The following is an 18,561-nucleotide window of genomic DNA, read 5'->3' as shown; positions in this document are numbered from 1 at the left end:
GGTCGAGTGGATTGGTCAGGTGAGGTAGCGGTAGGCGGGGGAGTCCGGTTCCAAGCGCTCGCACTGGATCGGCGACTCTTCCATCCGCTTCAGCAGCGGGCCGAGCCCCTCCGGCGCTCCGAGTTCGATACCGACCAGCGCGGCACCGGTTTCCCGGTTATTGCGCTTGACATATTCGAACAGGGTGATGTCGTCGTCGGGGCCGAGTACCTCGTTGAGGAACCGCCGCAGTGCGCCCGGCTCCTGCGGGAAGTCGACCAGGAAATAGTGTTTCAAGCCGCGGTGCACCAATGAGCGCTCGATGATCTCGCCATAGCGGGAGACGTCGTTATTGCCACCGGAGACCAGGCACACCACCGTCGAACCCGGTTCGATGGCGATATCCGACAGCGCCGTCACCGACAGCGCGCCCGCGGGTTCGGCGATGATGCCCTCGTTCTGGTACAGGTCGAGCATGGTGGTGCAGATCGCGCCCTCGTCGACCTGCATCATGCGGAAAGCGCCCGCACCCGTTGGTGATTCGGTCGCGGTCAGCAACGGCAGCGAGCCGTGCGAGATGGCCCGGCCGCCGAATGCGGCGATCGCGGTGTAGGGCACCTGGCCGATCCGGCGCACCGCAGCGCCGTCGACGAACGGATCGATCTCCGGCAGCGTCACCGGGCCGCCCGCGACCAGCGCGGCGGTCATCGAAGCCGCGCCCGCCGGCTCCACACCGAGGATTCCGGTGCGCGGCGAGCGTTCCCGCAGATAGGTGCCGATGCCCGCCAGACAGCCACCGCCACCGACCGGGATCACCACCAGGTCGGGGGTCCGACCGCCGAGCTGTTCCAGGAATTCGGGCGCGATGGTGCCCTGCCCCGCCGCGGTGCGCGGATCGTCGAACGGCGCCACCATGGTCGCGCCGGTGCGCTCGACATCCTCGGCGGCGGCCGTGGCGGCGGCGTCATAGGTTTCCCCGACAGCGATCAGTTCGACGAACTCGCCGCCGTGTACCCGGATACGGTCGCGCTTCTGCTTCGGCGTGGTGGTCGGCACGTAGATGCGGCCCTTGATGCCCATCGCATTGCAGGCGAAGGCCACGCCCTGGGCGTGATTGCCAGCGCTGGCCGCGACCACGCCTGCGGCTCGCTCGGAGTCGGTGAGCTGCACGATCAGGTTGTAGGCGCCGCGCAGCTTGTAGGAACGGACGGCGGTGAGGTCTTCGCGCTTGAGATAGACCTGCGCCCCGGTCAGCGCGGAAAGCCGAGGACTGTGCTGTAGCGGGGTGGGCTCGATAATGTCGGAAATTCGCTTGGCGGCGGCGTCGATCTCGTCCGCGGTCAGCGCGGGCCGAGATGTGGACTGGTCGTCGAGGAGTTCAAGCGGATTGGACACCCGAAATATGCTGCCACCCGCCGCGTCGGCCGGACGCGGCGGGTGCGCATGGGAGGTGAGCAAACGATCGGGTTGCCGGTCGGAGCTACCGTGGCGTGAGGACGAAAACCGGGATCTCACGGGTCGTCTTGGTCTGGTAGTTCGCATAATCGGGCCAGGCCTCGACCGCCCGATCCCACCACAGCGCCTTCTCCTCGCCGAAGATCTCGCGCGCGGTGTAGTCCTTGTTCGCGGTGCCGTCGCGCAGCTCGACATGCGGCTCGGCCTTGATATTCCAGTACCAGACGGGGTGCTTCGGCGCACCGCCCAGCGAGGCGACGATCGCGTATTCGCCGTCGTGCTCGACCCGCATCAGCGCGGTCTTGCGCAGCAGGCCGGTCTTCGCGCCCTTACTGGTCAGGACGATCACGGGCTTGCCCTTTAGCGTCAGCGCCTCGGTCCCGCCGGAATTCTCGATCTGCTCAGCCTGCTCACGAGCCCAATCGGATGTGCTCGGTCCGTACTCACCTGTCAATGGCATGACACCCGTAACGCCGCAACACCCGCCGCTGTTCCCGCTGCAAATGTTAGGTGGCCCGAACTTCATGATCCGTGTACCCTGACTACATGGCAGTGGTCCCGCTTCCGACCCGTCCCGCGACGGTAGATATCGCCGGGAGCCCGTGGCCGATGTACAAACTCGAGGCGATCGCCCTGGGGCTGGTCATTTGCGTTGTCCTCGCGCTGATCACCGGGTCGCCGCAGGTGGCGGTGCTGGTCGCTGCCGGGGTCGGGGCGGGCCGTTGGGTTGTCGGCCAGGTTGGCGCGAGCCATCGAACGTAGTCGGGTGGCACCTGCCGCTGACTGAGTGTGGCACCTCGCCCCAGGCGCAACCGCAACCAGTCTTGACGCTGGAAGCTGCGGGCCTATCCGCCTACCTGAATCTGTGAGGCGTTGCCCGAATAGCTACCGCCATCAGTCCACCTGATCTTGATCGAGAGCTACGCGACGTCGAGGAGGGCGGGGAGTTCGGTGCGGGTGTATTCGGCCAACGGTGCGGCATCGAGACGATTGAAGGTTTCCAGGGCAGGCTGAAGTTGGTTGCGCGCCTCGGACTTTCGACGGTTACACCCTGGCCGAGATCGCGCAGACGATCCGGTGCGAGGCGCCGGAACCGTCGGGGGAGCCGATCCAACAGTGGGTCAGCTACGTTTCCGGGCCGGGCGCCTGCGGTTTCCTGGCCGACCGCTTGATGGGTGGTGCGTTCGGACTCGGACTCGAGGCGAACCGCGCACCCCGCGGTTCTACTTGGGACTCCTGGCGGCGGCTGTACACCGACGGGGACCGCGGCGTGCGCCTGGCCTCCACCGTGCACGACGCCGCGGACTATCGGCCGACGAATCTGCGTCGCTGGCTGAAGGATAACGACGGGGTGGTGCCCGAGACGTTGATCGAGAAGACCGGCACGGTAACGGCCATGACGCTCGATCGGCCCTCAGCGCACCAGTAGCGCCACCGGCAGCCGGGCGAAGAGCTTTTCCAATCGGGCCCGGCCCTGGAAGGTATGGCCGGTCAGCCGATCGGTCCAGTTGCCCTGCGGCAGTTCCAAAGTGGTATCGCCCCATCCGGTTTCGGCCAGCGCGAGGCTGTGACGGGTGGCGGCCACGATCACCTCGGGCGTCTCAGCGGCCCGACCGCGCGCATAGGCGACCAGCCTGCTCTCCTGCTCGCCGGTGGCGAACAGCGGCAGGTAGGCGCCGCCGACGAAACAGTCCGGACGTTCGCGGCGCAACCACAGCGCATAGGCGACAATCCACATTTTCGCCGCGCCCGTGGTATCCAGAGCCGGTGTGCCGGTGAGTGATTGCAGTAGCCCGGCACGGGCCGCGAAGTCCACCGGGCGGCGGTTGTCTGGATCGACGAGCGTGTCCTCCCACAGCTCGCAGCCCTGATAGATGTCGGGAATTCCGGGCCCGCACAGCTGCAGCAGCTTCTGCGACAGCGAATCCGACCAGGCGTGCGGGGCGAGTTCGTGCACCAGATCACCGATTTCGGAGCCGACCGGTCCGTCGATCACCGCATCCAGCCAACCGTGCACCTTCGCCTCGAATTCGGCATCCGGTTCCTCCCAGGAGGTGTGGACACCGGCCTCGCGAATCGCCTTCTCCGCGAACAAATGCAGTCGCTCGCGCAGTCCGGCCACCGAGGAGGCTGGACGGCCGTCGGCGGGCCAGACGCCGAACATGTTCTGCAACAGGAACAATGCCGTCGCACCGTCGGGACCGGGCGTGATTTCCTGCCAGGATTCGACAGCACGCGCCCAGGTATCCGCGGCCTGGGACAGCACCCCGATCCGGGCCCGCACATCCTCACCGCGCTTGGTGTCGTGCGTCGACAGTGTGGTCATGGTGGCGGGCCAGCGTTGTGCGCGTTCGCTATTGGACAGGTGGAATTCGTTGAGCGAGTGGCCGAATCGGGCCGGATTGCCGCCCACTTCCTGCAGCGATACCAGCCGCGCCGCCTGATAGAACATGGTGTCCTCGACGGCTTTGGCGGTGATCGCACCGCACACCTGACTGAATCGAACGGCCGCCTCGCCATCGGTCGCCAACGCCCTTACCAGCACACTCAGTGGCACCGTCAGTTCGCTGTTGCGCTTCTCCACCTCGGCGACCACCGCGCCGGTCATACCCGCCAGCGGTGCGTAATCGACTCGATATACCGGCATGAAGGCCAGCACCTCGATGGTGGCATTGGTCAATGCCATGGTGTCGAAGCTTTCGGCATGCGCATCGCGCTTGATCGCGACGACCAGGCGCCGGATCTCCGGGGCCAGAATGTTCTCCGCCACCGCGCGTTTGATCCGGTGTTCGGTTTCGCCGATCCAGGCGCGGTCGCTGCCATGCCCGGCGAGCTTGCGCGACAGTTCGGTCAGCGTCTGTTCGCCGTCGGGGTCGATCAGTACGCCGCCGTAGTCGGACAGGGCGTCGTAGCCTGTGGTGCCGTCGACCGGCAGCGTCGAGTCCAGCGGTTCGCGATTGGCGAGGATCTTTTCCACAAGTAGTAGCCGGCGCGGGCCGATGAGCCGGCGCAATTTCATCAAATATGCGGTGGGATAAGACAATCCGTCCGGATGGTCGACCCGGACACCGTCGATCAGGTCGTGTTCGCACCATGCGGCCAGTTCGCGGTGCGTGATCTCGAAGACCTGGGGATCCTCTTGGCGCACCGCGGCCAGGCTGCTGACCGCGAAGAACCGCCGGTAGGTGCACAGCCCCGCCTTCCAGCTGACCAGCCGGTAGTGCTGTTTATCGTGGATGCGCAACGCGTTGTCGCCGTCGGTGCCCGCCGCGATGGGGAAGCGCAGATCGTGCAGTGCCAGCATCGGTTCCGAACCGGATCGGTCCACCGTCAGTGCGGCCGGATCGTTTTCGCTCTGCAGCACGGGCAGCGCCAACCGACCGCCCGCGCCATTGCCCGCACTCCAGTCGATATCGAAGAAATGCGCGAACTGCGAAGCGCGGCCGTTGCGCAGTACATCCCACCACCACGGGTTCTGCCGGGGATCGGCCACGCCGACATGGTTGGGCACCAGATCGATGATCAAACCCATACCGCGGCTGCGCACTTCGTCCGCGAGCGCCTTGAGTCCGGCCGGGCCACCGAGAGCCGCCGACACGGTGGTGGGATCGGTGACGTCGTAACCGTGCGTCGAACCGACCGTTGCGGTCAGGACCGGCGACAGGTACAGATGCGAGATACCCAGCTGCTGTAGGTATTCCGCGATCACGCGGGCATCGGTGAAGGTCAACGCGTCGGGGCGCAGCTGGAGTCGGTAGGTGCTGCGGACCGTTGTCGGCCGGGCCGGCTTGCGGCCACGGGCGATGGGGTCGGTGTGGTGGGTCTGCATATCGGACTTGGGCGTCTCGATCTTCAGCGTCTCGATCTTCGGCGTCTCGGTCATCGGCGTTTCGGTTATGCGGGGCAGTGGAGGACGAGCAGACATCGGGCGGGGACGGCGATGATGCTCGCTGCAGGATAGGTGGCATCGGCGCGGCCGTCGGGTACCGAACAATCCAGCGCGACAGCCCATTCGGCACCGTAATCCGGATCGGGCAGTGCGAAGTCGAGGCCGCCGTCGTGGGCGTTGAAGCACAGCAGGAACGAATCGTCGGTAATGTGCTCGCCGCGCGGGCCGGGTTCGTTGATGCCGAGGCCGTTGAGATATACCGTCAGCGACCTGCCGAAACCGCTGTCCCAGTCGGCTGGGGTCATCTCCTCACCCGCTGGGGTGAGCCAGGCGATATCGTGGGCATGATCTTTCGAACGGATCGGCCGGCCCGCCAGGAAGCGGCGGCGGCGGAATATCGGGTGCGCGGTGCGCAAGGCGATCACTCGCTTGGTGAATTCGAACAGGTCCGAATTCGTTTGCATCAGCGACCAATCCATCCAGGCCAGCGGTGAATCCTGGCAGTAGACATTGTTATTGCCCTGCTGGGTGCGGCCCATCTCGTCGCCGTGCGCGAGCATCGGGGTGCCCTGACTGAGCACCAGCGTGGCCAGCAGATTGCGACTCTGTTTGGCGCGCAGCGCGAGTATGTCCGGATCGTCGGTGGGGCCCTCCACCCCGCAGTTCCATGAGCGGTTGTAGCTCTCGCCGTCGCGATTGCCCTCGCGATTGGCCCCGTTGTGCTTCTCGTTGTAGGACACCAGATCCCGCAGGGTGAAGCCGTCGTGTGCGGTGATGAAGTTGATGCTCGCGCTCGGCCTGCGCCCGGTGGCCTCGTACAGATCCGAGGATCCGGTGAGCCGGGAGGCGAATTCGCCGAGAGTGGCGGGTTCACCGCGCCAGTAGTCGCGAACGGTGTCGCGGTACTTGCCATTCCATTCGGTCCACTGGCCGGGGAAGTTGCCGACCTGGTAGCCGCCCTCGCCGACATCCCACGGCTCCGCGATGAGCTTCACCTGACTGACTACCGGATCCTGTTGCACCAGATCGAAGAAGGACGAGAGCCGGTCCACATCGTGCAGTTCCCGGGCCAGGGTGGCGGCGAGGTCGAAGCGGAAGCCGTCGACGTGCATATCCAGGATCCAGTAGCGCAGCGAGTCCATGATCAGCTGCAGCGTATGCGGGTGGCGCACGTTCAGGCTGTTACCGGTGCCGGTGTAGTCCATATAGTGCGACGGGTCCTCGTCGGCCAGGCGATAGTAGGCGGCATTGTCGATACCACGGAAGGCCAGGGTCGGCCCGTGGTGATTGCCCTCGCCGGTATGGTTGTAGACCACATCGAGGATGACCTCGATTCCCTCGGCATGCAGTGCGCGCACCATGGCCTTGAATTCGGTCACCGCCGCGCCGCCGCGCGGGCTGGCCGCGTATTCGTTGTGCGGCGCCAGGTAGCCGAAGCTGTTGTAGCCCCAGTAGTTTCGCAGGCCCTGATCCAAGAGGACACGGTCGTGCAGGAATTGGTGCACCGGCATCAGCTCGATCGCGGTAATGCCGAGTCCCTTCAGATGTTCCACGATCACCGGATGCGCGATGCCGGCGTAGGTGCCCCGCAATTCCTCCGGAATATCCGGATGCGTCATCGTCATGCCCTTGACGTGCGCCTCGTAGATGATCGTCTCGTGGTAGGGCCGATTCGGTGGACGGTCGGCGCCCCAGTCGAAGAACGGGTTGATCACCACGCTGGTCATGGTGTGCCCCAGCGAATCCTGGCCATAGGTGTAGAGCGAGGGGTCGTTGTCGAATTCGCCGTCGAACGCCTTGCCGTAGGGATCGAGCAGCAATTTACTTGGATCGCAGCGCAATCCGTGCTCGGGATTGTAGGGTCCGTGCACCCGGAAACCGTAGCGCTGGCCCGGTCCGATGGTCGGGAGATAGGCGTGCCAGACGTAGGTGTCGACCTCTTCCAACGGCACTCTGGTTTCGGTCCCGTCCCTGGCGATGAGGCACAGTTCGACCGTGTCGGCAACCTCGGAGAACACCGAGAAATTGGTGCCTGCGCCGTCGTAGGTCGCGCCCAGTGGGTAGGCGGTGCCCGGCCAGACACCGAGGGGTGTCACCTCACCGGTCGCTGCGTCGGGCTGAGCCATGTCAAAAACACTAGCGTCAGTCGGATCGCAGTCCGTGTGGGTGGTTGCCGCCGAGCGAGTCAGCCCTGGTCGGGGCCGGTTTCGAGCCAGCGCCGCCCGTAGCCGATTCGGGTGGCCAGCCGGGCGAGTCCGCCGATCACCGCATGCTGCAACCAGACCGGGATGCCCGCGAGATAGCCATCCTGGTAATCCCACAGCAATGCCAGCGCCAACGGGTTGCGCGGCATCCGTGAGCGCACGGTGGTCTTGTGTGCGGCATCGAGGTTGTGCCATAGCTGGAACATCTCCCAGTGCCGCAGCGGCGGGCGGATCTCATGCTCGAAGACGGTATCGGGCGCCTCACTCCAGAACTCGTGTACCGCGCGCGGGGGTGCGGTGAGCGAATCGCCTGGATGCACCACGATTTCCGTGCCATCGATCTTGAAGCGGAGCCGACCGTGCCGCAGGGTCCACGATTCGCTGAGCACCGGATGCCAATGCGGGCCCGCCTGCCGGTCCGCTTCCGGCAGTTGATGTTCCAGCCGCAGGTAGGGGCCGCGCTCGTCCGTGCCGCGTGCGACGAGGGTGATGCGGTGGCCGTTACGAAAGGTGAGTGTGTCGCCCATATCTCCAGGTATAAAGGTATCCTTTGTAATGTGTCAACAGTTGAACCTCACACCACGTTGTTGAAGCTGCTCGGTCAGGCGACGCACGCCTTCGAACGCGAGCTGAATCGGGAACTGCGGGCGGCACTGCGCGACGACCTGCGCCCGGCGCACTACGCGGTGTTCCGCTACCTGGCGCCGGAGGGTTCGCGGATCAGTGCGCTGGCCGAGGAGGCGGGCATGACGCAGCAGTCGATGGGGGAATTGGTGACGCATATGGAGCGATGCGGGTATGTGGAACGGCAGGTCGACCCGGGTGATCGGCGGGCGCGGCTCGTCGTGCTGACTGCCGAGGGGGATGCGGCGCTCGGCGTAGCGGTGGAGCGGATCAGGCAGCTCGAGCGAAAGCTGGAGGCCGGTCTCGGCGAGCGCGCGTTGGCTGATCTGCGGCGATCGTTGAGCCGCGTGCGCGAGGCGTTGATCGACTGAATTCACCGCCCTGGTAACTTGAACACCGTTCAAGCCCCGGTTGGCCGGGCCCGTCGCGACCGCGAGGAATCCTGTGGCATTGACCCCCGACGAGATCACCGCCATCGACGCCGAACATGTCTGGCATCCGTACGGCGGTTTTCCCGCGACGACCGAACCGCTGGTGGTTTCCGGTGCTTCCGGAACCCGGCTGACCCTCGCCGACGGTCGGGAATTGGTCGACGGGATGAGTTCGTGGTGGGCCGCCATCCACGGTTATCGGCATCCGGTATTGGATGCTGCGCTGGTGGCGCAGTCGCAGCGGATGAGTCATGTGATGTTCGGCGGGCTCACCCATGAACCGGCTGCCCGATTGGCCGCATTGCTCGTCGAGCTGACGCCCGCCGGTCTGGACAAGGTATTCCTGTGCGACTCCGGTTCGGTATCGGTCGAGGTCGCGGCGAAGATGTGCCTGCAATACTGGCGCGCGATGGGTAAGCCGGCGAAGCGGCGGCTGCTCACCTGGCGCGGCGGATATCACGGCGATACCTTCACGCCGATGAGCGTGTGCGATCCGCAGGGTGGCATGCACGCGCTGTGGACCGATGTGCTCGCGGAGCAGATCTTCGCCCCCGCGCCGCCGCGCGAATATTCGGACGACTATGTGGCCGAGTTCGAACGGCTGCTGGCCGCACATGCCGACGAACTCGCGGCCGTCATCGTGGAGCCGGTCGTGCAGGGCGCGGGTGGGATGCGCTGGCACGATCCGCGGTATCTGACCGACCTGCGGCGCCTGAGCGACGAGTACGGGGTGCTGTTGATCTTCGATGAGATCGCGACCGGATTCGGCCGCACCGGAACGCTTTTCGCGGCCGATCACGTCGGGGTGTGTCCGGATGTGCTGTGTGTCGGCAAGTCGCTCACCGGCGGATATCTGACCTTGGCGGCCGCTCTGTGTACCTCTCGGATCGCGGCGACCATCAGCGCGGAGCACGGCGGACTCATGCACGGCCCGACCTTCATGGGTAACCCGCTGGCGTGTGCGGTCGCGGTGGCCTCGATCGAGCTGCTGCTGCAACGGGATTGGCGCGCCGAGGTGACCCGTATCGAATCGGAACTGAAAGCCGGTCTGGCCCCGGCGCGTTCGCTGCCGGGGGTGGCGGATGTGCGGGTGCTCGGTGCGATCGGCGTTGTGCAACTCGATCATCCGGTGGATATGCGTAAGGCCACCCACGCCGCCGTCGAAGCGGGCGTGTGGCTGCGCCCCTTCCGCGATCTGATCTACACCATGCCGCCCTTCATCAGCACGACCGAGGACATCGAACGCATCACCGCCGGTATGGTCGCCGCCGCTCGGGCGTAATGCGGCAGGAATCAGGCACGTTTGCGGGTGTTGTGCTCGCTGCCCGCACTTTCGGGGCGGTCGGTGTCGGAGACGATCTCCCAGACCCGGAAGACGTAGTGGTAGTCGTCGGCCCAGCCGCAGGCGATCAGCAGATAGGTGTCGCCGTCGCGCAGCAGGATCCGGCGACCCGGCAGTCTCGGATGCTGCGGGGTGAATGTGGGCACGAGCGAATGCAATTTGGTCAGCGCCTGCTCGCGAGTGCCGACCACCTCCGCGAGTACTCGCGGCGACCAACGCTTGTGATCGCCGGAACCTGTTGTCTCTTCGACGACTATCGCCCACCGTGGCATTCGGCCCTGCTCCCTTTGGCGGAAATGCCGCGCCACCGTTGGTCGGTGACGAACCTTCAACGATTGGTTTCCACGGTACCAGCACCCACCCCGACAGATGCGGCTTGAACGATGTTCAAGTATGCTGCGGAGCTGTGATTACCGATCCGTTGGGCTGGCTTGACGAACGCGCTGCCGAGCGCGTGCGCGTGGGATTGCGCCGCGAGCTGCGGCCGCGCGCGGCCCAGTCGCCGTCGATCGACCTCGCATCCAATGACTACCTCGGGCTGGTCCGTCATCCGGAGGTGATCGAGGGCGCGATCGATGCCGTGCGACGCTGGGGTGCCGGATCGACCGGATCCCGGCTCGTCACCGGGACCACCGCCGAACACGAGCAGCTCGAGACCGAACTCGCCGAATTCGTCGGTGCCGAGGCCGGTTTGGTCTTCGCCTCCGGTTATGCCGCCAATCTCGGGGTGGTGACCGCGCTCGCCGGGCGGGACGCGCTGGTCGTCTCTGATGCGGGCAGTCATGCTTCGCTGGTGGATGCCTGCCGGCTGTCGCGCTCGCGCGTGGCGATCGCCGCGCATTGCGATGTGCAGGCGGTCGAGCGGTTGCTGGCCGAGCGGACCGAGGAACGGGCACTGGTGCTTACCGATTCGGTGTTCAGCGCCGATGGTGATCTGGCGCCGCTGGCCGAGTTGCACCGGGTCACCCGGGCCAATGGTGCGGTACTGATCGTGGATGAGGCGCACGGGCTCGGTGTGCGCGGTGTGGGTGGGCGCGGGCTGGTGCACGAGGTCGGTTCGGCCGGGGAACCGGATCTCGTTGTCACCGCGACCCTGTCGAAAGCCTTTGCCGCACAGGGCGGTGTGGTGTTGGCCAGCGAGCGGGTCCGTGCACATCTGATCGATGCGGCACGCACATTCATCTTCGATACCGGGCTGGCGCCCGCCGCGGTCGGTGCGGCGCGGGCGGCGCTGCGGTTGTTGCGTCAGGAGCCCGCGATGGCGGGTCGGGTGTTGGAGCGGGCGGCCGATATCGCACGCATCGCCGGTGTGGCGGAACCGGATTCGGCGGTGGTGTCCGTGGTGCTGGGCGACGCCCAGCTTGCCCATGACGCCGCGCAAGCCTGTCGCGCGCACGGGCTGGAGGTGGGTTGCTTCCGTCCGCCATCGGTGCCGGAGGGGACATCGCGGTTGCGGCTCACCGCACGGGCGAATCTGACTTCCGACGAACTCACCACCATCGCAACGGTTCTCACCGAGGTGCTGGCGCAGGCGCGTGGCTTGGTGATCGCATGAGTGTGCTGTTCGTGACCGGTACGTCGACCGATGTCGGCAAGACCGTCGTGACCGCCGCGCTCGCCGCGACCGCGCTGGCCGCCGGTCGGTCGGTGGCCGTGTGCAAACCGGCCCAAACCGGTGTGACGCCAGGTGAACCCGGCGATCTCGCCGAAGTCGAACGCCTCACCGGTGTGACGAGAACGCTCGAGATCGCCCGCTATCCCGATCCGTTGGCGGCGGATACCGCCGCGCTTCGGTCCGGGCAGCCGCTGTTGACGCTGAGCGAAACCGCCGCTGCCATCGACTCGCTCGCCGAGGCGGATCTGACCTTGGTGGAAGGGGCGGGCGGATTGCTGGTCCGCCTCGGCGAATTCACGCTGCTCGAGCTGGCGCAGAAGCTCGACGCCCCGGTGGTCGTGGTCGCGGCGGCCGGGCTCGGGACCCTCAACCACAGCGAATTGACCACGCGCGCACTGTCATCTGCCGGCGTCCGCTGTGCGGGGCTGGTGATCGGCTCCTGGCCCGATGATCCCGGGCTGGCCGAGCAGTGCAATCGCGCTGATCTGCCGCGGATTACCGGAGTCGAATTGGTCGGGGTGGTGCCCGCGGGTGCGGGTGCGTGGGATCGAGAGCGCTTCTGCGCCGCCGCACCTGGGTGGTTCACTGCCGGTTGGTCCGTGCTGGGCCGGTAGCTCTCTGCCGAATCGGGATCGGAACGAATATCGTTCGACCCGTGGCGTCCACTCGGATGAGCTGGCATGTGAAAGCGCCGCGGGCGACCGTATATCGCCTGCTGTTGGACCCGGACGCGGTAGCGGTCTGGCAGGTGCCGACCGGGATGAGCAGCCAGGTGCACGAGTTCGACCCGCGCGAGGGCGGGAACTTCCGGGTTTCGCTCACTTATGACGAGCCGACCGATACCGGTAAGACCACCGCGCAGACCGATACCTTCCACGGTCGCTTCGTCTGTTTGGTCCCCGATGAGCAGGTGGTCCAGCTCGTCGAATTCGAGACCGACAATCCCGCGATGACCGCCGAAATGACCATCACCATCGACCTCGCCGACGCTGACGGCGGCACCCGGATCAGCGCTGTGCACGACGGACTGCCCGAGGGCGTCCCGCCCGACCAGAACGAACTCGGCTGGTGCCTCTCACTCGGCAAGCTCGCCACCCTGGCCGAAACCGGCGAACTGCCCGGATAGCACCTACCGCCCCCAGCGTCCGCGCACGGCTCAATGCTGGCGGCGGGCAGCGTATTCCAGCGCTCGAGCTGTTCGCGGATCTACTCGGGTCGAGGGCCGCTATCGGGTTGCCTGGCAGCACTCGGGAACCGTACCTAGAGTGGAAAAGATGTCGCCGTTGGACGATCGGCACCCGTCCACCGTTTCGGACTGGGACGCCGCGCGACGGAGGGCCCGGCTTCGGGAAACTCGTCTCGGGCACGGGTGGCAGACGTTGCGCCGTACCAGGTTGGCGCTGCTGCGGGTCGCCTTGGTATTGCTCGCTGGGCTCGTCGTGTTCGCCCAGTACTGGGTGTACGACGTCACCCCGGAACGCGATCGCCTCGCGCGGACCGAACCCGCCGTCCTGCCGATCGCCACCCCCGCGCACGATCGCGACTGGGACACCGTCGTCGTCGATATGGTCGGACTCGGCGGCCTCAATGCCAGCAATACCGCAGCCGCACTGCCCGCCCTCAGCGACATGGGCGTGGTCTGGGCCATCAAGTACGACAATCAAGGTATCGACACCAAGGTGATCGCGGATCTGATCATCCGCGCCGCCGATATGTCGGGGCTGAAGAACATCGTGCTGGTCGGACACAGCATGGGCGGGGTCATCGCGCTCGAGGTCGCGCGGCATATCCATCTGGAAAGCGATCGGCAGTTGGTGGCGGTGATCTTGGACTGCACGCCGGTGGATTTGACTGCGGTGCGTCCGGAGAGTCGCGGTGCGGGCGAGGACATGGTGCGCTGGATGGGCTGGCTGCCCGGGGCACGGGAAAGCCGCGCCCTGCGGCTGGCGGTCGAAACCTACGCGCGCCGTGACCGATTCGTCGATCGCGGGGCCAAGGGGTTGCCCGGGATCCGGCTCGAGCCATTGCTCGATGTCGTCGAAGAAGTGTTGCGCGAGAAGGTTTTCTCCCATGACGCGGCCAGCAACGGCCTGATCGAAACCCAGTTCCTGGCGATTGTGGCGGGCGGAGCCATCAACGATCTGCGCGCGCTGTCCCGGCCCGCCGACGGCAAACCGCGCCCGGCTATTGTCTTCATCCGACCGCGCGATCCGGATAACGACCGGGTGGTGGATGTCGAGTACTCCCATCAGGTGCTCATCGAGCGGGCCGGTGGCGTCGACGGCGCACTGCTGGTCGTCATGCCGCGAAATACCGGGCACGCCAATCCGATGCAGCGTCCCGATGCCTACAACCAGATCATCGAACAGCAGATCCTGCCGTTCATCCAGCGATACCAGGAACAGGTGCGCGCGACGTCGGCGGCGGCGGCACCGCGCTGAGGGGTATGGCAGCGGGCGGGGGTGTGTGAACACAGTTGGAATCAGGCTAAGACAAACCATATGCGTGCCGGTTTCGTATTGATTCAATCACCGCATGTTCCGACCACGTACGTTCCTGACCGGCCTGCGCGGGCGCACAATTGCCGCGTTGCTCGCTGCGGCGACCGTTGCGAGCCTGGGTATAACCGGCTGTGCGAGCGACAATAAGCCGGTCGGTAAAACCGACGCGCCGCTGCCCACCGAAATCCCCGCCGGCACCGAACTCGTACTCGCCGACCAGCAGGAGCGGTTCAAGTCGGTACTCCAGTTCTCCGGTGAGCTGGACAAGCTGCCGTTCAAGGTAGAGTTCGCCAATTTCATCGGCGGTCCGGCCATTCTGGAGGCATTCCGGGCGGGCGCCGCGGATGTCGCGACCGTCGGCGATGTTCCGCCGATTCATGCGCAGGTCGCCGGGCAGGACGTGCCGATCATCGCGGCTTACCAAACCAATCCCAATGCGCTGAAACTCGCTGTGGCTCCAGGTAAGACGGTCAACACCCTGGCCGATCTGAAGGGAAAGAAGATCGCCTATGCGGAGGGTACCGCGCAACAGGCCGCGGTGCTGCGGGCTCTCGATAAGGCCGGATTGAAAACCATCGACGTACAACTGGTTCGGTTACAGCTCGCGGAATTCTTGGACGCGGTGCGTACCGGTCAGGTCGATATCGCTCCGCTCGTCGAACCGCATGTCACTCGGCTGCTGCGCACCCCGGGTGCTGCACTGATCCCGGATTCGGAGACCATCGGGATCTATGGCGGTGTCAATTACCTGTACGCGCGCCGCGTCGCGGTGACCGATCCGGCCAAGGCAGCCGCGACAAGGGCAGTTGTCGCTGCCTATATTCGCGCTTACCAATGGGTCAATACCCATCAGGAGGAGTGGGCGCGCAAGTATTACGTCGAGAACCAGAAGGTCAGCGTCGATGATGCCAAGCGCATTGTCGATTCGCTCGGCACGTACGTCTTCCCGCATCTGGATCAGCAGCTCATCGATCGCCAGCAGGTCACCATCGACGCGATCGACAAGGCGGGCGAATTGCCCAAGAAGGTGCGCGCCGCGGACGGTTTCGATCTGCGCTTCGACGCCATTGTCACCCAGGCCGTCACCGAGAGCGGCGCCGCATTCGAACCGAAGGCGAAATAGCAATGGCCACCGTAAATGTCGGCGTACTCGGCCGGGGACACAGCTCGCGCACCACCGCGGAGCCGGTATTGTCCCGTCGCAAGTCGATTCGGCCCCGGCTCGGACCGGGCCGCCCGATTCCGCTCGCTTTCACCATCGGGCCCGCGTTGCTCATCGCGGCATGGGTGATCGGATCCGCCACGGGCGCACTCGATGAGCAGACACTGCCCGCGCCGTGGACGGTCGCCGAGACCGCGCGCGATCTGCTCGCCGACGGCAGGTTGCAGTCCAATCTGCTTACTTCGCTGAAGCGCGCGGCCTGGGGGCTCGGGCTCGGCGTGGTGATCGGTGTTGTGCTGGCCTTGATCGCCGGGTTGAGCCGGGTCGGTGAGGCGCTACTGGACGGGCCCATTCAGATCAAACGCTCGATTCCGACGCTGGCACTGATCCCGCTGTTCATCGTGTGGTTCGGCATCGGTGAGGAAATGAAGCTCATAGTCATCACGACCAGTGTCGCGATTCCGATCTACATCAATACCCACGCGCAATTGCGCGGCGTCGATAGCCATTATGTGGAATTGGCTGCGACGGTGGGACTTTCGCGCTGGAGTTTCATTCGACGGATCGCGCTGCCCGGTTCACTGCCCGGATTCTTCACCGGGTTGCGGCTGGCGGTGACGATTTCCTGGCTGGCGCTGGTCGTGGTCGAACAGGTGAATGCCACCAGCGGCATCGGCTATTTGATGACACAAGCGCGAACCTACGGACAGATCGACGTCATCGTGGTCGGCTTGGTGATCTACGGCCTGCTCGGACTGTTCGGCGATCTCGCCGTGCGCGCGACGGAACGGAGGGCGCTGTCATGGCGGCAGACGATCGCGGACTGAATGTGGTGCGAACCCGCGGGCTGCGTAGGGGTTTCGGCGATCGCGTGGTGTTGCATGGTATCGATCTCGATATCGCGCGCGGCGAATTCGTCGCGCTGCTCGGACGCAGTGGTTCGGGCAAGAGCACCTTGTTGCGCGCGCTGGCCGAGCTGGATCGTGATGTACCCGGCTCGGGTGAGTCGCGGGTGCCAACGGAACGTGCGGTGGTGTTCCAGGATTCGCGGCTGCTGCCGTGGAATCGGGTGCTGGACAATGTGACTCTCGGCTTGAAAGGCGCTGATGCCGCCGAGCGCGGTCGCACCGCGCTGGCCGAGGTAGGGCTTGCGGGGCGGGAAAAGGCCTGGCCCAAGGAGCTTTCCGGAGGTGAGCAGCAGCGCGTCGCCTTGGCGCGATCGCTGGTGCGGGAGCCGGAGTTGCTGCTGGCCGATGAGCCCTTCGGGGCGCTGGATGCGCTCACCCGCATCAAGATGCATGTGCTGCTGCTGGATCTGTGCGCCAGGCATAAGCCGGCCGTCTTGCTGGTGACCCACGATGTCGATGAGGCGGTACTGCTCGCCGACCGCGTCCTCGTACTCGACAAGGGGCGCATCGCCGTCGATCAGCGCATCGATCTGGAACGTCCACGCCGCCACATCGATCCGGACTTCCACCGCCTGCGTGAACTGCTACTTTCCAGCCTCGGCGTCGATGTCGGGGCTCTATCCGATGAGAAGAAGGCCTCATGACACGCCAACTCAGCCTCAATGCGTTCATCTACCCCGCCGGACATCACGAGGCAGCCTGGCGGCATCCGCAGAGCCGACCCGACCGGATCTACGATGTCGCCTACTACCAGGAGATCGGCCGCACCGCCGAAGCGGCGAAACTCGATGCGGTGTTCTTCGCCGACGGGCCCGCATTGCGCACCGATGTCGAACACAATGCCGCCTCCGGGCTGGAACCGATCACACTGCTCACCGCGATCGCAACGGCCACAACCCATCTCGGTCTGATCGCCACCGCGTCCACTACCTACTACGAGCCATACAACCTGGCCAGGCTGTTCTCCACGCTGGACCACATTTCCGGCGGCCGGGCGGGTTGGAACATCGTCACCACCGGAACTGACCTCGCCGCAGCGAATTTCGGGCTCGACAAACATCCCGACCACACGACTCGGTACGCGCGGGCACGGGAATTCGTCGATGCGGTCGTCGCGCTGTGGGACAGCTGGGAGGACGACGCCATCCTGCTGGACCAGGAGGCGGGCATCTACGCCGATCCGGATAAGATCCACCCGATCGATTTCGTCGGCGAATACCTCAGTGTGCGTGGGCCGTTCAATGCGCCGCGCACCCCGCAGGGGCATCCGGTGCTTGTCCAGGCCGGTGCTTCGAATGACGGACGGGCGTTCGCGGGCCGGTACGCTGAGGCGATCTTCACCGCGCATCAGCGCTTGGCGGATGCGCAGGCGTTCTATGCCGATATCAAGGGCAAGGCCGCCGAATTCGGCCGGGACGCCGAGCAGATCAAGATTCTGCCCGGTATCAGTCCGTTCATCGGTGATACCGAAGCGGCGGCCAAACAGTTGGAGCGGGAATTCAACGAGCTCACGGTGCCCGAATACGGGCTGAAGCAGTTGGAGGCCATCGCGGGGCAGAGCCTGCGGCAGCTGCCGCTGGATGAACTGGTGCCGCTCGAATTGTTCAGCGACGCGGGTGATGTCACCGATAACGACCGCAGCCGTCGGCAGGTCGTCGCCGGGATCGTGCGGCGGGAACGGCCCACCGTGCGCGGGCTGCTGCACCGTCTCGCCGGTGCCCGTGGACATCGAGTCTTCGCCGGCACGCCGGAGCAGGTCGCGGACACCATCGAGGAATGGTTCCGCAATGGCGCCGCCGACGGTTTCAACGTGATGCCGCCCTACTACCCGGGTGGTCTGGAGGTCTTCGCTGAGCAGGTCGTCCCGATCCTGCAGCGGCGCGGCCTGTTCCGCACCGAATACACCGGAACCACGCTGCGTGACCACTTCGGCCTGGCGCGCCCGACGAGCCGGTATGCCCAGCGACCGGCGCTCGCGCCGTGAGCACCTGCACCGGCCCGTATCGAGCCCGGCGAATCGACCGCTCGCACCATCGGCGACAACCTCGGACCACGCGGGCAGGCGACCGCCGAACTGGTGCTCGACAGCGTCGGGTCCCGATGACTGCGATGCCGACTTCGTACGGCCTGGACGAGGTGAGCGACCAGGTCCGCGCCACAACGGAATCCGTTAGTGCGTGTCTCGCATGGGTTGCACCTACGGTGAGGTGCTCGCTGCACCGATGCGCTGGGGTATCTCAGGGTACTGGTCGGGTTCGGCCGAGGTAGGCGAGGAGTTGGTCGCCCGGGTCGGTGGTCGGCGGTTCGGCCGGCGGACCGAACAGGGGCCATCTGTCGGCGATCGCGACGAGTTCCGGTGCTACCGAGAGTAATTCGCGGGCGAGGCGCTCCGGGATGGGCGGCGCGACCGATAGGGTTGCGGCGATATCCCAGGCGTGGACGGCTTGTTCG

The 18,561-nt window shown here is 65.7% G+C and carries 17 protein-coding genes and 1 pseudogene; 12 read left to right on the top strand and 6 right to left on the bottom strand.

The features are described 5' to 3' along the window. Positions 1–15 precede the first annotated feature (15 nt). Positions 16–1,374, bottom strand: coding sequence for a threonine ammonia-lyase IlvA (gene ilvA, locus AB0L63_RS27640; protein WP_364506344.1), 1,359 nt, complete (start codon positions 1,372–1,374; stop codon positions 16–18). 85 nt (positions 1,375–1,459) lie between these two features. Further along, positions 1,460–1,894, bottom strand: coding sequence for a nitroreductase family deazaflavin-dependent oxidoreductase (locus AB0L63_RS27635; protein ID WP_364506341.1), 435 nt, complete (start codon positions 1,892–1,894; stop codon positions 1,460–1,462). 86 nt (positions 1,895–1,980) lie between these two features. On the opposite strand from AB0L63_RS27635, the gene AB0L63_RS27630 reads away from it, so the two are divergent. Next, entirely contained in the window at positions 1,981–2,196 is a 216-nt protein-coding gene (locus tag AB0L63_RS27630) for a hypothetical protein (RefSeq protein ID WP_364506338.1), read from the top strand. A 409-nt stretch (positions 2,197–2,605) separates the two neighbouring features. Next, on the top strand, positions 2,606–2,863 hold the full coding sequence (locus AB0L63_RS27625) for a hypothetical protein (RefSeq protein WP_364506335.1): 258 nt from the start codon (positions 2,606–2,608) through the stop codon (positions 2,861–2,863). Here AB0L63_RS27625 and treY read toward each other — a convergent pair. The 3 genes and pseudogenes from treY to AB0L63_RS27610 form a co-directional block, all read right to left on the bottom strand. Further along, on the bottom strand, positions 2,849–5,263 hold the full coding sequence (treY, locus tag AB0L63_RS27620) for a malto-oligosyltrehalose synthase (RefSeq protein ID WP_364506502.1): 2,415 nt from the start codon (positions 5,261–5,263) through the stop codon (positions 2,849–2,851). The two genes, AB0L63_RS27625 and treY, sit on opposite strands and share 15 nt — an antisense overlap. Before the next feature lie 65 nt (positions 5,264–5,328). After that, positions 5,329–7,404 (bottom strand): annotated as a pseudogene (gene glgX / locus AB0L63_RS27615) (glycogen debranching protein GlgX); the annotation flags it as partial. 104 nt (positions 7,405–7,508) lie between these two features. Further along, positions 7,509–8,054, bottom strand: a complete 546-nt coding sequence (locus tag AB0L63_RS27610) for a cupin domain-containing protein (protein WP_364506333.1) — start codon at positions 8,052–8,054, stop codon at positions 7,509–7,511. A 30-nt stretch (positions 8,055–8,084) separates the two neighbouring features. Here AB0L63_RS27610 and AB0L63_RS27605 point away from each other — a divergent pair, with 30 nt between their 5' ends. Together AB0L63_RS27605 and AB0L63_RS27600 are read left to right on the top strand one after the other, a co-directional pair. After that, entirely contained in the window at positions 8,085–8,522 is a 438-nt protein-coding gene (locus AB0L63_RS27605) for a MarR family winged helix-turn-helix transcriptional regulator (RefSeq protein WP_364506330.1), read from the top strand. A 73-nt stretch (positions 8,523–8,595) separates the two neighbouring features. Then, positions 8,596–9,864 (top strand): adenosylmethionine--8-amino-7-oxononanoate transaminase, encoded by a 1,269-nt coding sequence (locus tag AB0L63_RS27600; RefSeq protein WP_364506328.1) that lies wholly within the window; start codon positions 8,596–8,598, stop codon positions 9,862–9,864. Between the two features lie 11 nt (positions 9,865–9,875). Here AB0L63_RS27600 and AB0L63_RS27595 read toward each other — a convergent pair whose 3' ends face one another. Beyond that, the gene (locus AB0L63_RS27595) at positions 9,876–10,196 is read right to left on the bottom strand and encodes a hypothetical protein (RefSeq protein WP_364506325.1); all 321 of its coding nucleotides are present in this window, start codon (positions 10,194–10,196) and stop codon (positions 9,876–9,878) included. Between the two features lie 134 nt (positions 10,197–10,330). Here AB0L63_RS27595 and AB0L63_RS27590 point away from each other — a divergent pair, with 134 nt between their 5' ends. The 8 genes from AB0L63_RS27590 (at position 10,331) to AB0L63_RS27555 (ending at position 18,094) form a co-directional block, all read left to right on the top strand. Beyond that, entirely contained in the window at positions 10,331–11,479 is a 1,149-nt protein-coding gene (locus AB0L63_RS27590; protein WP_364506323.1) for an 8-amino-7-oxononanoate synthase, read from the top strand. Beyond that, positions 11,476–12,153 carry a dethiobiotin synthase gene (bioD, locus tag AB0L63_RS27585; RefSeq protein WP_364506320.1) on the top strand — a complete coding sequence of 226 codons (678 nt, stop codon included), beginning with the start codon at positions 11,476–11,478 and terminating at the stop codon, positions 12,151–12,153. Before AB0L63_RS27590 ends, bioD begins: the two co-directional genes overlap by 4 nt. 68 nt (positions 12,154–12,221) lie before the next feature. Further along, positions 12,222–12,665, top strand: a complete 444-nt coding sequence (locus AB0L63_RS27580; protein WP_364506317.1) for an SRPBCC family protein — start codon at positions 12,222–12,224, stop codon at positions 12,663–12,665. 148 nt (positions 12,666–12,813) lie between these two features. Further along, positions 12,814–13,980: an alpha/beta hydrolase gene (locus AB0L63_RS27575; protein ID WP_364506314.1), complete on the top strand. Its 1,167-nt coding sequence runs from the start codon at positions 12,814–12,816 to the stop codon at positions 13,978–13,980. 94 nt (positions 13,981–14,074) lie between these two features. Beyond that, positions 14,075–15,163 carry an ABC transporter substrate-binding protein gene (locus AB0L63_RS27570; RefSeq protein WP_364506311.1) on the top strand — a complete coding sequence of 363 codons (1,089 nt, stop codon included), beginning with the start codon at positions 14,075–14,077 and terminating at the stop codon, positions 15,161–15,163. Between the two features lie 2 nt (positions 15,164–15,165). Beyond that, positions 15,166–16,029, top strand: coding sequence for an ABC transporter permease (locus tag AB0L63_RS27565; protein ID WP_364506309.1), 864 nt, complete (start codon positions 15,166–15,168; stop codon positions 16,027–16,029). After that, positions 16,005–16,754 (top strand): ABC transporter ATP-binding protein, encoded by a 750-nt coding sequence (locus AB0L63_RS27560; protein ID WP_364506306.1) that lies wholly within the window; start codon positions 16,005–16,007, stop codon positions 16,752–16,754. Before AB0L63_RS27565 ends, AB0L63_RS27560 begins: the two co-directional genes overlap by 25 nt. Further along, positions 16,751–18,094, top strand: a complete 1,344-nt coding sequence (locus tag AB0L63_RS27555) for an LLM class flavin-dependent oxidoreductase (RefSeq protein WP_364506304.1) — start codon at positions 16,751–16,753, stop codon at positions 18,092–18,094. The genes AB0L63_RS27560 and AB0L63_RS27555 overlap by 4 nt, the downstream gene beginning before the upstream one ends. Positions 18,095–18,561 lie beyond the last annotated feature (467 nt).

The sequence above is a fragment of the Nocardia sp. NPDC051990 genome (genome assembly GCF_040680755.1).
Classification (GTDB): Bacteria; Actinomycetota; Actinomycetes; order Mycobacteriales; family Mycobacteriaceae; genus Nocardia.
This window is presented reverse-complemented; position numbering and strand designations above follow the sequence as displayed.

Excerpts from the sequence above, each read along its gene's own strand:
- AB0L63_RS27635 (WP_364506341.1), bottom strand. The coding sequence starts at position 1,894 with ATGCCATTGACAGGTGAGTACGGACCGAGCACATCCGATTGGGCTCGT.
- AB0L63_RS27630 (WP_364506338.1), top strand. The coding sequence starts at position 1,981 with ATGGCAGTGGTCCCGCTTCCGACCCGTCCCGCGACGGTAGATATCGCC.
- AB0L63_RS27625 (WP_364506335.1), top strand. The coding sequence starts at position 2,606 with ATGGGTGGTGCGTTCGGACTCGGACTCGAGGCGAACCGCGCACCCCGC.
- treY (WP_364506502.1), bottom strand. The coding sequence starts at position 5,263 with ATGCAGACCCACCACACCGACCCCATCGCCCGTGGCCGCAAGCCGGCC.
- AB0L63_RS27610 (WP_364506333.1), bottom strand. The coding sequence starts at position 8,054 with ATGGGCGACACACTCACCTTTCGTAACGGCCACCGCATCACCCTCGTC.
- AB0L63_RS27595 (WP_364506325.1), bottom strand. The coding sequence starts at position 10,196 with ATGCCACGGTGGGCGATAGTCGTCGAAGAGACAACAGGTTCCGGCGAT.
- bioD (WP_364506320.1), top strand. The coding sequence starts at position 11,476 with ATGAGTGTGCTGTTCGTGACCGGTACGTCGACCGATGTCGGCAAGACC.
- AB0L63_RS27575 (WP_364506314.1), top strand. The coding sequence starts at position 12,814 with ATGTCGCCGTTGGACGATCGGCACCCGTCCACCGTTTCGGACTGGGAC.
- AB0L63_RS27570 (WP_364506311.1), top strand. The coding sequence starts at position 14,075 with ATGTTCCGACCACGTACGTTCCTGACCGGCCTGCGCGGGCGCACAATT.
- AB0L63_RS27565 (WP_364506309.1), top strand. The coding sequence starts at position 15,166 with ATGGCCACCGTAAATGTCGGCGTACTCGGCCGGGGACACAGCTCGCGC.
- AB0L63_RS27560 (WP_364506306.1), top strand. The coding sequence starts at position 16,005 with ATGGCGGCAGACGATCGCGGACTGAATGTGGTGCGAACCCGCGGGCTG.
- AB0L63_RS27555 (WP_364506304.1), top strand. The coding sequence starts at position 16,751 with ATGACACGCCAACTCAGCCTCAATGCGTTCATCTACCCCGCCGGACAT.